Genomic DNA, 12,892 nt, shown 5'->3' with positions numbered 1-12,892 from the left:
AATCCTTTCGAACCCGCCGCTCAGGCGCGCGGGTGATGCTGTTGATGTAGCTGTTTCAGTCGTTCGGTCGCTACATGAGTATAAATTTGCGTGGTCGAGAGATCGCTGTGCCCTAACAACATCTGTACGACACGGAGATCGGCCCCATGGTTCAGCAAATGGGTGGCGAACGCGTGCCGCAACACGTGCGGCGACAGTCGTTCGCTGTCGATGCCCGCAAGGATGGCATAGTGTTTGATGCGATGCCAGAACGTCTGTCGGGTCATTTGCTGGCAACGGGTGCTGGGGAACAGCACATCCAGCGTCTGGCCGTTGACCAGCCACGGGCGGCCGTGTTCCAGATAATTTTCGATCCAGTAGACCGCCTCTTCGCCCAGCGGCACCAGCCGCTCCTTGTTGCCCTTGCCGATCACCCGCACCACGCCCTGACGCAGGCTGACGTCGCTGATGCTCAGCCCCACCAGCTCGGAAACCCGCAGCCCGGTGGCATACAACACTTCGAGCATCGCCTTGTCGCGCAGCTCCAGCGGCTGATCGACGCAGGGTGCCTGCAACAGCGCATCGACCTGCGCCTCGCTCAAATCCTTCGGCAAACGTTGCGGCAACTTGGGGGAAGCCAGCTGCGCGGTAGGATCGTCGGCGCGCAGCTTTTCACGGTACAGATATTGAAACAGGCGGCGCATGGCACTCAGCAAGCGCGCGGAACTGGTGGCCTTGTAACCGCCCTCCACCCGCTCGGCGAGAAACGCCTGCAGATCCAGCGCCTGCGCCTGCAGCAAGGCGGTATTCTGCCGGCCAAGCCAGGTGCCCAGGGCCTGCAAATCCAGCCGGTAGGAGGCCAGCGTATTTTCCGCCAGATTGCGCTCAAGCCACAGCGCATCCAGGAATTGTTCAATCAGCGCATTGTCTTGCTGTTGCACGCGGTCCTCTCTTTGTTGCATTTCCACCTGTGCCATTATGCCTTAAGCCGACGCAAATCAGGTATACTCGCTGCAATTCTCTAAACAGCAACGTAACGGTTTACACATGAAGATTGGTCTGTTTTACGGCTCCAGCACCTGCTACACCGAGATGGCAGCAGAAAAAATCCGTGAGATTCTGGGTGAAGACCTGGTCGACCTGCACAACCTGAAAGACGTCTCTCCCACGCTGATGGAGGACTATTCCATTCTGATCCTCGGTATCCCGACCTGGGATTTCGGCGAACTGCAGGAAGACTGGGAAGCAATCTGGCCGCAGCTGCCGGCGCTGGATCTGAAAGGCAAGATCGTCGCCATGTACGGCATGGGCGATCAGCTCGGTTACGGTGAGTGGTTCCTCGACGCGCTGGGCATGCTGCACGATCAGATCGCGCCACTGGGCGTGCAGTTCGTCGGCTTCTGGCCGACCGACGGCTTCGAGTTCACCAGCCCCAAACCGCTGAGCGCCGACGGCAAACACTTCGTCGGCCTGGCGCTCGATGAGGTCAACCAATACGATCTGAGCGAAGAGCGCCTGCAGCAATGGTGCGAACAGATCCTGTTGGAAATGGAGCCGCTGCTGTAGCCGCTGTCGGGCGCTTAGGGCGCCCGATTTCCCCGCTTATTTCCACAGACGAAAGCGTGGCTCGTCTTCCCCGGCCGGCGTCTCCTTTGTCAAACGCGCCGGATCGGCCACCTGATACCAGTCCAGCTTGCGCGTCAACAGCATAATGCCCGCCAGAATGGCAAACAGCAGCCCTGCCCCCAGCACCAACGCATTGTCCTCCGACTGCAACAGCAAGTAGAGCACGCCGTACAACAGCAATAGGCTCGCGGCGAACAGCGCACCGCGCAGCTTGCCGCGCAGTACGGCGCTCAGATAGAAGCCGATCAGTCCGCTGCAGGCGATACTGGCCACCAGGTAAGCGAGAGCGAATCCCAGGTGTTCGGCGAAGGCCAGCAGAATCAGGTAGAACAACACCAGCGCCGCGCCGACCAGCAGGTACTGAATCGGGTGCACCCGCAGCCCGGTCAGGGTTTCGAACAGGAAAAACGCCATAAATGTCAGCCCGATAAACAGCAACGCGTATTTGACCGCGCGCTCGGCCAGCTGATAGTGATCGACCGGTTCGACCAGGCTGGCGCTGAAGGCCGGCAGCTTGTCCTCGTCGATAATGCCATCGTCGTAATGGAACGCACTGTTGATGTTGTTGGCGAACCAGGTGCTGCGCCAGCGAGCGCTAAACCCCTGCTCCGTCACCCTGCGTTCGTCCGGCAGGAAGTTGCCGAGGAAATTCGGGTGTGGCCAGTTGCTTTGCAGCTGCAATTCGCTGCTGCGCCCCAGCGGCACCAGCGACAGGCTGCTGGTGCCCGCCAGCGTCAGGGTGAAGTCGGCGTTCAATCCCTCTTTTTGTTGCAGCGCCGCCAGCGTCAGCGGTGCGTGGATCCCCTGGCGTAACGATCCCACGCCGGTGCCCGGCTCAAACGCCACCGGCTGCGGCATTGCCAGCGGGGAAATGCTCTTGATGCCGCGAGAGTCGCTCAGCGCCACCAGCAGGAACGGCTGGCCGACGGTCACGTTGGCGCGTTGCAAATCCGTCAGCTCCGGCTGGCCGAAACGCACCTTGAAGTTCAGCGGCCCCTGGTAAACCTGCGTCTGATAAATGCCCAGTTTGCGCACCTCTACTTTCGGCGCCCCCTGCACCTGAAGCGACTCCGGCAGCAAATAGCGGTAATGCTGCACCCGCTGCACTACCGTTTGTCCTTTCTCGTCTTTCTTCTCTTCGCGTTCGACGTAGGGAATGACAATCAACGGGCCGAGCACGCGCTGCGCCCCGCTGGTGCTTTCGCTCACCTGCCCGACCACGCTTTGCCGATAGCCGCTGCGTTCGTCGATCACGCTCATCAGTTGGGCGATGGGGATCAACATCACCACCATCAATCCCAGCAGCGTGGTTATTTTCCAGAAAAGTACCGATTTCATCATGCTCGCTCCTCGTAGGTAATGAGGCCACGATAAAACCTGCAGGTGAAATCAGAATGTGGTTATGTGAAGGGAAGGTGAAGTCACAGCGATAGCATGAAAGTCGCTTCCACCCCGTGCGGCCGGCGGTTGCGCAGGTGAATGCCGCCATGATGCAGGCGGGCGACCTCCTGCACGAAGTTCAGCCCCAGCCCGCTGCTTTTCGGCCGTTCGGCGCGCGGCAGCGAATAAAAACGTTCGAACACCTTATCGAGCGCATAGTCCGGAATACCGCTGCCGTCATCGCAAACGCTGATGCAGTAATGCTGTTCCCGCCGTTCGCCTCGCACGCTGACGCAACCACCCGGCGGGGTAAAGTCGATCGCGTTGTCCAGCAGGTTGGTCAGTGCCTGGCTGATCAGCAACGCATCGCCGTTCAGCGTCACCTCCGCCAACGCCTCCAGCTGCAATCTGACGCCGCGCTGCGTCGCCTGAGCCTCTTTGCCCGCCATCGTCTGGCTGACCAGCGCCGCGATCGCGATGGGCGCGGTCTCCATGTCTGGCCGACTCTCCAGCCGCGCCTGCACCAGCAGTTTGTCCACCAGTTGCTGGATGCGTGCGCTTTGCTGCTCGATATTGGTGAGAAAACGACGGGCGGTCTCCGGCGGCGGCAATTCTTGCAACAGCTCTGCCGCGCCCCTGATCGCCGCCAGCGGGCTTTTCAGCTCATGCGTCAGGGTATGTGCATACTGTTCGATATACGCTTTGCCTTCCAACTTCAATCGCATGCTCTCCAACGCCTGCGCCAGCTGCGTCAGTTCCCGGCCGCCCACTTTGGGCAACGGCGCGTTTTCTCCCTGCGCCACTCCGTCGGCATAGCGCACCAGCCGGCCTATCGAACGGTTGATCCACCAGACGAATACCGCCCCGATCAGCAACGCGATCCCCAGCAGCAATGCGCCGGCCCACAGAATGCGCCGTTCGCTGCGTTTGATCACCGGCGCCATGGTGCTGTTGGGTTTGCCCACGGTGAGCACGCCGATAATACGCCCTTGTTCTATCACCGGCGCGGCCACATACATCACCGAACTGTTTTCATCCTGCGGGTCGCTGCGGGTGCTGCGGGCGCCATACTGACCGCGCAGCGTCCGATAAACGTCATTCCAGCGCGAATAGTCCTGCCCCTGTGCGCGGCCGGTAGAATCGAAGATAACTCGGCCTTGGGCATCGGTAAGATAGACGTGGTATTCGCTGCGATCCTTACGGATGCCGGAGATATTGGCGCCGATCGGCCGCTGATTAAGCTGAGTGAACGCTTGCGCCAGTTGGCCATGCGCCGCATCGCCGCGCTGCATGTCCTGACGGGCGATCTGCGCCAGCAGGTTGGCGGTATCCACCAGCGTGCCTTCGGTGGCACGCCGCACGCCGGGCTTCACTTCCTGGACGAAAATGCTCAGCACGAAGTACCCGGCCACCGCCACGATCAGAAAATACCCCAGCAACAGGCGCAGGCCAATTTTCATGGCTGGCGGCTCACGCTATAGCCCAATCCGCGGTGGGTGTGAATGGGCGGCTCACCGGGTTCCACCGCACGCAGCTTGGCGCGCAGCGTTTTAATGTGGGTATCGACGGTGCGATCCAGGCTTTCTTCCGCCTGCGCCCAAACGCTTTCCATCAGTTGCTGCCGCGAGAACACCCGTCCAGGCGCCAACAACAGCGTCTTCAGCAACAGGTATTCGTAACGAGTCAGCGGCAGCGGCCGCTGATGGTAGGAGATGGTAGCCGCGTCTTCGTCGAGCGTGAAAGCGCCGAAATGGTAGCGCGCGCTCTGTTGCAAGCGCTGCTGCTTGTACAGGCGGCGCAAAATGGTGCGCACCCGCGCGCTGACCTCGCGGGGGGAGAACGGCTTGGCGACATAGTCGTCGGCGCCGATCTCCAGCCCGATCAGGCGATCCACTTCATCACTGCGGGCGGTAAGAAAGAGAATCGGCAGGTCGGCCGCCTGAGCCAACAGGCGGCGACACAATTCAAAGCCGTTGATATCCGGCAAACCGACATCGAGGATAGCGAGCGCGGGCGCGCCTTGCGCCAGCGCCTGCAGCGCCGGTTCCGCGCGTTCGAACCAGCGAACTTCGAAGCCTTCGCTCTCCAGCGTGTAAACCAGCGTATCGGCAATGCTGGGTTCATCCTCCACCAACCAGAGTACGGGTTTCATCAGGACTCCTCGCCGTCACCCGCCGGCGGATACAGCAGCAGCTGCCGCAGGTGGCGCCACTCCGTTTTGCCCATGCAGTCGGAAGCCAGCCACAGCCGGCGGCGCTTTTTGCCTTCCATCGGCTGCAGCGTCAGCAGCATGCCGTAACCCGGCATCCACGGTTTTTTCGCCAACAACCACTCACGGCCGTGCCAGCTGAAACGCCGGTCCGCCAGCAGACGAAGCTCGCCCTGCACCGCGGCGATGCGCTTCTGGCTGCGAATGCACTGAAACACCACCAGCGTCAGCAGCACCAGCCAGAGCGGGCCCAAGCCTTCCGGCCAAGGCGAAATCAGGATCAGCAGGATCAGAACGCCGTGGGTCAACAGTGAAAACAGCTGGGTGCGCCAGGAGATGCGGATATCACATCGCCACTGGGCCACGGTCTTTATTTCGCGTTTGGATCAGGGTCACCATTCTCTGCAGCTCGCTGTCCTGCGGCGCGCCATGATTCATCAGCCAGTTGAACAAATCGGGATCGTCGCACTCCAGCAGGCGGATGAACAGCGCCTTGTCGGCGTCGTTCAGGCTGTCGTATTCGTATTCGAAAAACGGCATGATGGAGATGTCCAGCTCGCGCATGCCACGGCGGCAAGCCCAGTGAATACGTGCTTTGTTGTTAATATCCATGTTGTTATGACTCACCTCTTTTCAGCGCGGCAGCGCCAGCGCAGGGTTCAAATGACACACTGTATGGCAACGCCGTCGCAATATAATTCCATCAGCCGGGGATCTGTCTGCAAGGGTGCCCTGGCCGCAAGCCTATAGAGTAACAATTTGACATACTCGCCGGGAAGGCGCTTTGCTGCGGAAAACGTAATAAAGCGCAAAATGCCAAAAAAAGCGCCACCCGCCGCCGCCGTGCGAATAACAGTTTGCAAAGCCCGTCGCCTCTTTTACCATGGGTTCAATACCCTTCAGGTAAGCTAAACGTTGAGCAGGAACTTACTATGGCGCATAACATTCCATTCCCACCCCGTCAGCCCTCCGCTTCCACCCATCTGCCCCTGACGCTGATCTCGCTGGAAGATTGGGCGTTGGTGACGCTGAACGGGCCGGACACGGTGAAATATCTCCAGGGCCAGGTGACGGCGGACATCGACGCGCTGGCGGCCGATCAACACGTGCTGTGCGGCCACTGCGATGCCAAGGGCAAAATGTGGAGCAACCTGCGTCTGTTCCACCGTGGCGAAGGCTTCGCCTATCTGGAACGCCGCAGCGTGCTGGACAGCCAATTGGCGGAAATCAAAAAATACGCGGTGTTCTCCAAAATCACCATCGCCGCCGATAACGACGCGGTGTTGCTGGGCGTTGCCGGTTTCCAGGCGCGCGCCGCGTTGGCGGGCCTGTTCGCCACGTTGCCGGACGCCGAACACCCGGTGGTGCAGGAAGGCGATACCACGCTGTTGCACTTCAATGCACCGGCGGAACGTTTTCTGCTGGTGACCAGCGCCGTCGTAGCCGAACAGCTGGTCGGCAAGCTGCATGACCAGGCGGAACTGAATAACAGCGGCCAATGGCTGGCGCTGGAGATCGAAGCCGGCTACCCGGTCATCGACACCGTCAACAGCGCACAGCTGATCCCGCAGGCCACCAACCTGCAGGCGCTGGAGGGCATCAGCTTCAGCAAAGGCTGCTATACCGGCCAGGAGATGGTGGCGCGCGCCAAATTCCGCGGCGCCAACAAGCGTGCGCTCTACTGGTTGGAAGGCAAAGCCGCCCGTGCCCCGCAGGCGGGGGAAGATCTGGAGTTGCAGTTGGGTGAAAACTGGCGTCGCACCGGCACCGTGCTGGCCTCAAGCCAATTGGCCGACGGCGCGCTGTGGGTGCAGGTGGTGATGAACAACGATCTGGAGGCCGACAGCAAGCTGCGGGTGCGCGATGACGTCGCCAGCCAGTTGGCGATCAAACCGTTGCCGTATTCGCTGGCCGAAGATAAATAATCCACCGGCCGCAGGCGCCCTGCCTGCGGCCGTCTTCGTTACTCGTCCAACTCCCCGTCACGCTGCACCAGATAAATCAGCACCAAAATGATGGTGACGAAGAAGCGAAACGCGCTCGGCACGCCGTTCCATTGCGGCGACATCCACATGCCGAACCACTCTCCCCCGATCGACATAAAGCCGACCTGCCAGGTGAGGAACCCCAGCGTCAACCCCGCCACCGCCAGCTTTTTCCGGCCGTTGAAGCCGCGCGCGGGCAGTTTCAGGCCGCACAGCAGGCGCAGCCCCCCTATCCAGCACAGCAGCGCGGTCAGGCTTTCGAGCGTAATGATGAAAATATAGCCGGCGTGATGCAGCCACGGTGCCTGTATCGCGCGGTAGCCGATAGTGGCGTCGGGGAAAATAGTGTCCATCATAAAGACGTGGCGCACGAAGGCGAAATTGGAGCCGTAGTCGGTGATGTTACCGAAGGCCACCAGCGAAGCGAATAAGGCGATAGCGCAGACCAGCAGCGCTTTGGATAAGCGAACGATCATCGTGATGAGTCCTGAACAGGTTAAGGTAAGGTTAGGCGGGCTCAGAAATGAAAGAACGGGCTTGCTGGATACCCGAAAGAAGCAAGCGCCTCTTTTTTTAAAACAAAAGAAGCGCTTGTTCAATACGCATTCAGGCGTAGCGGCGGAGCTTAGACGTACAAATAGATCGCCATGAAATGGCAGGCGCTGCCACCGAGCACGAAGCCGTGCCAAATGGCGTGGCCAAAACGGATGCGTTTGGAGGCATAGAAAATCACGCCCAAGGTATAAACCACCCCACCTATCGCCAGCAGCGTGACGCCGCCGGCCTCCAACCGCGTGACCAGCTGGTAAATCACGATCAGCGACAGCCAGCCCATCGTCAGATAGGTCACCAGCGACAAGGCTTCAAAACGGTGGGCGAAGGCCAGTTTGAACAGCACGCCCAGCAGCGCCAACCCCCAGATTACCGCCATCAGGCCCTTCGCCAGCGGCGAATCCAGCCCCACCAGCAAAAACGGAGTGTAAGTCCCGGCAATCAGGAGATAAATGGCGCAGTGGTCAAATTTTTTCAGCCAGTGCTTGGCCTTCTGATGCGGAATGGCATGGTACAGCGTGGAGGCGAGAAACAGCAGGATCATACTGCCGCCGTACAGGCTGTAACTGGTGATGGCCGTCGCATCGGCACCGGTATTCACCGCCTGCACCAGCAGCAACACCAGGCCGACGATGCCGAACACCAGCCCGATACCGTGGCTGATGCTGTTGGCGATCTCTTCCGCCCACGGATAAGCGGCGGCGACCCTCTTACCGCTCCCGGTTCTCACTCCGTCCGTTTTCCCCATAACGCGTAACCCCTCAAAATGCCCTGCTTTGTTCGAAATTAACGCAAAGCAGCTTAACTGAGAATAATTCCAGTGTACACGTGTACGCTAAAATAAAAATGTGAACGCGTGTAACCATCGAAATCCCCCGTCCGCTGGTCTACAATCGTCAGGCTTCAACCCACCCACCTTGAGGTTTACACCATGTCATCCGCTGTACCCGCGTTAGATTTCGGCTCAATGACCCAGGTCGTCCAGTTCCTGATGGAAATCGATAAGTTGAAAGGTGTGCAACGCCGCACCAAAGTGCTGGGTACCCAGCGCCAGGAAAACTCCGCCGAACACAGTTGGCACTTCGCCATTGCCGCCATGAGCCTGGCGCCCTACGCCGGTGATGACGTAGACATTCAGCGCGTGATCCAGATGGCGCTGCTGCATGACATCGTGGAAATCGACGCCGGCGACGTGCTGGTCTACGATCTGGCGGCCCGCGCGGCGATCCACGATCAGGAAGTGGCGGCGGCGCGCCGTCTGTTCGGCATGTTGCCGGAGGCTCAGCGCGAGTATTTCACCGCTTTATGGCAGGAATATGAAGATGGCGAAAGCGCCGATGCGCGCTTCGCTTTGCTGCTGGATCGCACCATGCCGATGCTGATGAATCTGCACAACGAAGGCCAGAGCTGGGTAGAAAATGGCATCAGCCTGGAACAGGTGCTGTCGCGCAATGCGACGATCGCCGACGTGCACCCCGAGCTGTGGCGCCACATGGAGCAACATCTGCGGGACGCGCAGCGCAAAGGCTGGTTGAAGTAAGTGAACCGGGCTGCCGCCGCAGCCCTTCAACGTCAAGCGAACGCCCGCTGGCGTTCCAGCGCCTCCTCATAGCTCGGCATCGACCCCGCCGCCCCGGCGCGCTCCACGCAGACCGCCGCATAGGCGGCGGCGAAGCGCACCGCATCGGCTAACGGCACCTGATTCGCCAGCTGCGCCGCTAGGGCGCCGTTAAACGCATCGCCCGCGCCGGTGGTGTCTTGCGGCTGCGCTGGAAACGCCGGGATCAGCTCGCTGTTTTCCCCGTCCGAGAACAACGCCCCCTGCGTGCCCAAGGTCACGATCAGCAAGCGAATGCCTTTGGCATGCAGCACCTGCGCCGCCTGGCGCGCCGAAGCCACATCCCGCACCGGTACACCGGTCAGCAACGTACACTCGGTGGCGTTGGGCGTCAGCAGATCGACCTGCGCCAACAGGCTGTCCGGCACCGGCTGAAACGGCGCCGGGTTGAGAATGATGAACGTCCGCGCCTCGCGGGCGATGGCGATCACCTGCTCGATCGCCGGCAGGTTGTTCTCCAACTGGGTCAACAGAATATCCGCAGCGGCGATCGCCGGCCGGCACTGGCGCACCTCGTCCTCACTGACCGTCAGGTTGGCGCCGGGATCGACGGCGATCATGTTCTCCGCATCCTCCCCGGCGACGTAGATAAGCGCATTGCCGGTCGGGCAATCGCCGGTGGAAAACAGCGTCACCGCATCGAAACCGGCGGCGGCGAGGTGGCGCCGGGCAAAGGTGCCGAAATCGTCGCGCCCCACCTTGCCGATATAGTGTACCCGCGCCCCGGCGCGCAGCGCGGCGGTGGCCTGGTTGGCCCCCTTGCCGCCCGCCCCCATCATGCTGTTGCGGGCGATCAGCGATTCGCCGGGCTGCGGAAAGCGCGCCATGCCGGCGACAATATCCAGGTTGAACGAACCGAACACACAGACTTTGCCTTTCATTGCGGGTACTCCCTGCTCAATTGGAGATGGCGCCGGGCGGCCAAACAGGCGCCTTTGCTGCCGGTTTCATCGGTCAGGCGGCTGACGGAGATCGCCAACCCCTGCGCCGGCTGCGGCCCGCGTAGATGGCGGCGGATCTCTTGCTCAAGGTGCGCCAACGGAAAACCGGTCATGGCGATCACGCCGCCGCCCAGGATCAGCCGCTGTGGATCGAGCACGTTCATTTCGAAGGCGATGGTCTGCGCCAGTCGTTCGACGAAGCACCGCAGATCCGGATGATCGCCGTGGCGTTCGAACAGCCGTTCGAACGGCGTTTGCGCCGCGTTGGCGCGCGCCCAGCCGGTCAGCCAATGGCCGGAGGTCAGGCTCTCGACGCAGCCCCGTTTGCCGCACGGGCACTCGCCCTGATGACCTGGCCAGGGAATGTGCCCCAGCTCGCCGGCGGCGCCGTGCGCACCGTGGTAAAAATCGCCGTTCAGCCACAGGCTGTTACCCATACCGGTGCCCAGATACAGCCCCACCGCCACCTGCGGCAGCGCCGGCAGCTGGTGCAAATCCCACCACAGCAGGTGATTGACGTCTTTATCCATCTGCACCGGCAGCGCCAGCAAATCGGTCAACAGCGCCGCCACCGGCTGAGTGTCCAGCGCCGGAATGAACGGCAGCGACAACACCCGCGAGCGATCGCGGCTGAGGATCCCCGGCAGCCCGAGCATCACCTGCGCCACCTGACGATCCTTGCAATGCCCGGCGATCAGGCGGCCCAACGCCGCCAGCGGATCGGCCTGCTGCGCCCAGCCGGCGGTCGCTATCTTGCGGTAGCCGCTGAACTCGCCCTCTTCATCCATCAACAGCAGGCGAGTATTGGTGCCGCCGACGTCAACGCCAAGAAAATGCCGCATCATGTCCCCCGCCTCAGGCCGCCTGCCGCATCTGGTCCAGCATTTTTTCCCATGCCGTCTCCAGATCCGGATCGAGGTTGAACAGCCCGGAGCTGCCGACGATCAACACTTCCGCGCCGGCGCCCATCAGATCGCGATAGGTGCGCTGATTGCAGGATCCGTCGATCTCGATCAGATAGCTCAGGTTTTGTTGACTTTTCAGATCGCGCAACTGGCGGATCTTTTCCAGCATTTCGGGAATGAACGGCTGCCCGGCATAGCCCGGATCGACGGTCATCACGGTGATCTTGTCGAGCAGATGGAGATAGTGGCGGATAAACTCCACCGGCGTGGCCGGGTTCAGCACCACCCCCACTTTTTTACCCAGCGCGCGGATCTGGTTGATCACCCGGAACGCGTCGCGGTTGATGGTTTCGGCATGCGGGCAGATAAAGTCCGCGCCGGCGCGGGCGATCGGGTCGATAAAATCGGTCGGGTTCTCCACCATCAGATGCACGTCCAGCAGCAACGAGGTATGCGGGCGGATCTGTTCGATAAAGAACGGCGACAGCGTGATGTTTTTGACGTAGTGCCCGTCCATGATGTCGATATGCAACATATCGGCGCGGCGATTCAACACCGCCAATTGCTGCCGGATATCCATCAGGTTCATGCACATCAGTGAAGGTGAAATCTGGTATTTCATTCGCGTTATCCTGCGCAAAAGGGAAAAAGGATCAGTGGCCCGCCGCGGCTCTGGCCTGGGCCGCGCTGCGGCGCATCGCCCGCCGCTGCCGATAGCGATGGCGGAAAAATTTCAGCGCCAGCACCGCGATCAGCACCGCGCCCCACATCGCCAGACTGAAATGCGGGCTGACGTTCATCAGGTTCAAACCGGTGGCGATCACCTGCAGCACCACCAGCGCCAGCACTACGCCGCTGACCCGGCCGAAACCGCCGAACGGATCGGTGCCGCCCAGAATGATCGCCAGCACCGTGAGCAGCAGATAAGAGTCGCCGTAGCCCATGCGCGCCGAGTTGAAGCGCGCCATCATCACCAGCCCGGCGATCACGCACAGCAGGCTGGAGAGGGTGTAAATGGCGATCAGCACCCGGTGGGTATTCACGCCGCTGAAGTGGGTGGCGTTGATGTTGCTGCCGCTCATGTAGATGCATTTGCCGAGCCGGGTTTTCTGCAAGAACAGCGCCAGCAGCGCGGCGACCGCCAGAAAGATCAGCAACGGTACCGGCATGCCCAGCACGCGTTCGGCGCCGATAAACCGCACGATTTCCGGCATGCCACTCAGGGCCGCGCCGCGCGTCAGGTAGATGCCGATGCCGTTGACCGTGGTCATGGTCGCCAGCGTCACCAGAATCGGGTGCGCGCCGACGTAGGCCACCAGCGCGCCGGTCGCCGCGCCGATCATCACGGCCAGCAGCATCGCCGCCGCCAGCGCCAACGCCAGCCACAGCGCCTGCAGCCCCAGCCCGGCGTCCGGCGGCAAATAGCTGATGAACAGCCAGGCCATCAGCAGGCTGGTCAGGTTGGCGCTGGCGATAATGCACAGGTTCAGGCCGCCGCTGAGGATCGGAATGAACATTGCCAGGGTCAGCAGACCCAACTCCGGCAGTTGAAACGCCACGCTGGTGAAGGTGGTACCGCTGAAGAAGCGCCCCGGCATTAGCAGGCTGAAGGCCAGCACCACCGCCAGCAGCAGCGCCAACAGACCGACGGCGGTGCCGTCCGGACGAAATTTCTGGTAGTTGCCCATCAAGCGCTC

15 protein-coding genes are annotated in these 12,892 nt (G+C 61.2%); 3 read left to right on the top strand and 12 right to left on the bottom strand.

Features of this window, described 5'->3' with window-relative positions; genetic code table 11:
• Nucleotides 1-20: 20 nt before the first annotated feature.
• The gene (xerD, locus tag BHU62_RS16590; RefSeq protein WP_073533036.1) at nt 21-920 is read right to left on the bottom strand and encodes a site-specific tyrosine recombinase XerD; all 900 of its coding nucleotides are present in this window, start codon (nt 918-920) and stop codon (nt 21-23) included.
• 106 nt (nt 921-1,026) lie between these two features.
• Between xerD and fldB the strand changes: the two genes are divergently transcribed.
• Complete coding sequence (fldB, locus tag BHU62_RS16585; protein WP_073532983.1) at nt 1,027-1,545, top strand: flavodoxin FldB; 519 nt, start codon at nt 1,027-1,029, stop codon at nt 1,543-1,545.
• Between the two features lie 36 nt (nt 1,546-1,581).
• Here the strand turns inward: fldB and creD are convergent, their stop codons facing one another.
• The 5 genes from creD to sdhE form a co-directional block, all read right to left on the bottom strand.
• The gene (gene creD, locus BHU62_RS16580) at nt 1,582-2,946 is read right to left on the bottom strand and encodes a cell envelope integrity protein CreD (protein WP_073532982.1); all 1,365 of its coding nucleotides are present in this window, start codon (nt 2,944-2,946) and stop codon (nt 1,582-1,584) included.
• Between the two features lie 80 nt (nt 2,947-3,026).
• A complete protein-coding gene (gene creC, locus BHU62_RS16575) occupies nt 3,027-4,445 on the bottom strand; it encodes a two-component system sensor histidine kinase CreC (protein ID WP_073532981.1) in 1,419 nt (472 codons plus the stop codon).
• Entirely contained in the window at nt 4,442-5,137 is a 696-nt protein-coding gene (gene creB / locus BHU62_RS16570; RefSeq protein ID WP_033644777.1) for a two-component system response regulator CreB, read from the bottom strand. The genes creC and creB overlap by 4 nt, the downstream gene beginning before the upstream one ends.
• A complete protein-coding gene (locus BHU62_RS16565) occupies nt 5,137-5,559 on the bottom strand; it encodes a protein YgfX (RefSeq protein WP_073532980.1) in 423 nt (140 codons plus the stop codon). Before BHU62_RS16565 ends, creB begins: the two co-directional genes overlap by 1 nt.
• Nucleotides 5,540-5,806 carry an FAD assembly factor SdhE gene (gene sdhE / locus BHU62_RS16560; RefSeq protein ID WP_019455657.1) on the bottom strand — a complete coding sequence of 89 codons (267 nt, stop codon included), beginning with the start codon at nt 5,804-5,806 and terminating at the stop codon, nt 5,540-5,542. Before sdhE ends, BHU62_RS16565 begins: the two co-directional genes overlap by 20 nt.
• Before the next feature lie 320 nt (nt 5,807-6,126).
• Between sdhE and ygfZ the strand changes: the two genes are divergently transcribed.
• Nucleotides 6,127-7,119 (top strand): tRNA-modifying protein YgfZ, encoded by a 993-nt coding sequence (ygfZ, locus tag BHU62_RS16550; RefSeq protein WP_073532978.1) that lies wholly within the window; start codon nt 6,127-6,129, stop codon nt 7,117-7,119.
• A 38-nt stretch (nt 7,120-7,157) separates the two neighbouring features.
• On the opposite strand, the gene BHU62_RS16545 is transcribed toward ygfZ, so the two are convergent.
• Both BHU62_RS16545 and trhA read right to left on the bottom strand, forming a co-directional pair.
• Nucleotides 7,158-7,655 carry a DUF2165 family protein gene (locus tag BHU62_RS16545; RefSeq protein WP_073532977.1) on the bottom strand — a complete coding sequence of 166 codons (498 nt, stop codon included), beginning with the start codon at nt 7,653-7,655 and terminating at the stop codon, nt 7,158-7,160.
• A gap of 149 nt (nt 7,656-7,804) precedes the next feature.
• Nucleotides 7,805-8,479 (bottom strand): PAQR family membrane homeostasis protein TrhA, encoded by a 675-nt coding sequence (gene trhA, locus BHU62_RS16540; RefSeq protein ID WP_073532976.1) that lies wholly within the window; start codon nt 8,477-8,479, stop codon nt 7,805-7,807.
• A gap of 183 nt (nt 8,480-8,662) precedes the next feature.
• On the opposite strand from trhA, the gene BHU62_RS16535 reads away from it, so the two are divergent.
• Nucleotides 8,663-9,271, top strand: coding sequence for an HD domain-containing protein (locus BHU62_RS16535; RefSeq protein WP_073532975.1), 609 nt, complete (start codon nt 8,663-8,665; stop codon nt 9,269-9,271).
• A 32-nt stretch (nt 9,272-9,303) separates the two neighbouring features.
• Here BHU62_RS16535 and rbsK read toward each other — a convergent pair whose 3' ends face one another.
• Genes rbsK through BHU62_RS16515 form a run of 4 tightly spaced genes read right to left on the bottom strand, consistent with a single transcriptional unit; the run spans nt 9,304 to nt 12,883 of the window.
• On the bottom strand, nt 9,304-10,230 hold the full coding sequence (gene rbsK / locus BHU62_RS16530) for a ribokinase (protein ID WP_073532974.1): 927 nt from the start codon (nt 10,228-10,230) through the stop codon (nt 9,304-9,306).
• Nucleotides 10,227-11,135, bottom strand: coding sequence for an allose kinase (alsK, locus tag BHU62_RS16525; RefSeq protein ID WP_073532973.1), 909 nt, complete (start codon nt 11,133-11,135; stop codon nt 10,227-10,229). Before alsK ends, rbsK begins: the two co-directional genes overlap by 4 nt.
• A gap of 10 nt (nt 11,136-11,145) precedes the next feature.
• The gene (alsE, locus tag BHU62_RS16520; RefSeq protein WP_073532972.1) at nt 11,146-11,817 is read right to left on the bottom strand and encodes a D-allulose 6-phosphate 3-epimerase; all 672 of its coding nucleotides are present in this window, start codon (nt 11,815-11,817) and stop codon (nt 11,146-11,148) included.
• A gap of 31 nt (nt 11,818-11,848) precedes the next feature.
• Complete coding sequence (locus BHU62_RS16515; RefSeq protein WP_073532971.1) at nt 11,849-12,883, bottom strand: ABC transporter permease; 1,035 nt, start codon at nt 12,881-12,883, stop codon at nt 11,849-11,851.
• Between the last annotated feature and the right edge of the window lie 9 nt (nt 12,884-12,892).

The sequence above is a fragment of the Serratia marcescens genome, from assembly GCF_001902635.1.
GTDB classification, from domain to species: domain Bacteria; phylum Pseudomonadota; class Gammaproteobacteria; order Enterobacterales; family Enterobacteriaceae; genus Serratia; species Serratia marcescens_F.
Note: the sequence above shows the minus strand (reverse complement) of the source record. Positions and strands in the feature narration are given on the sequence as shown.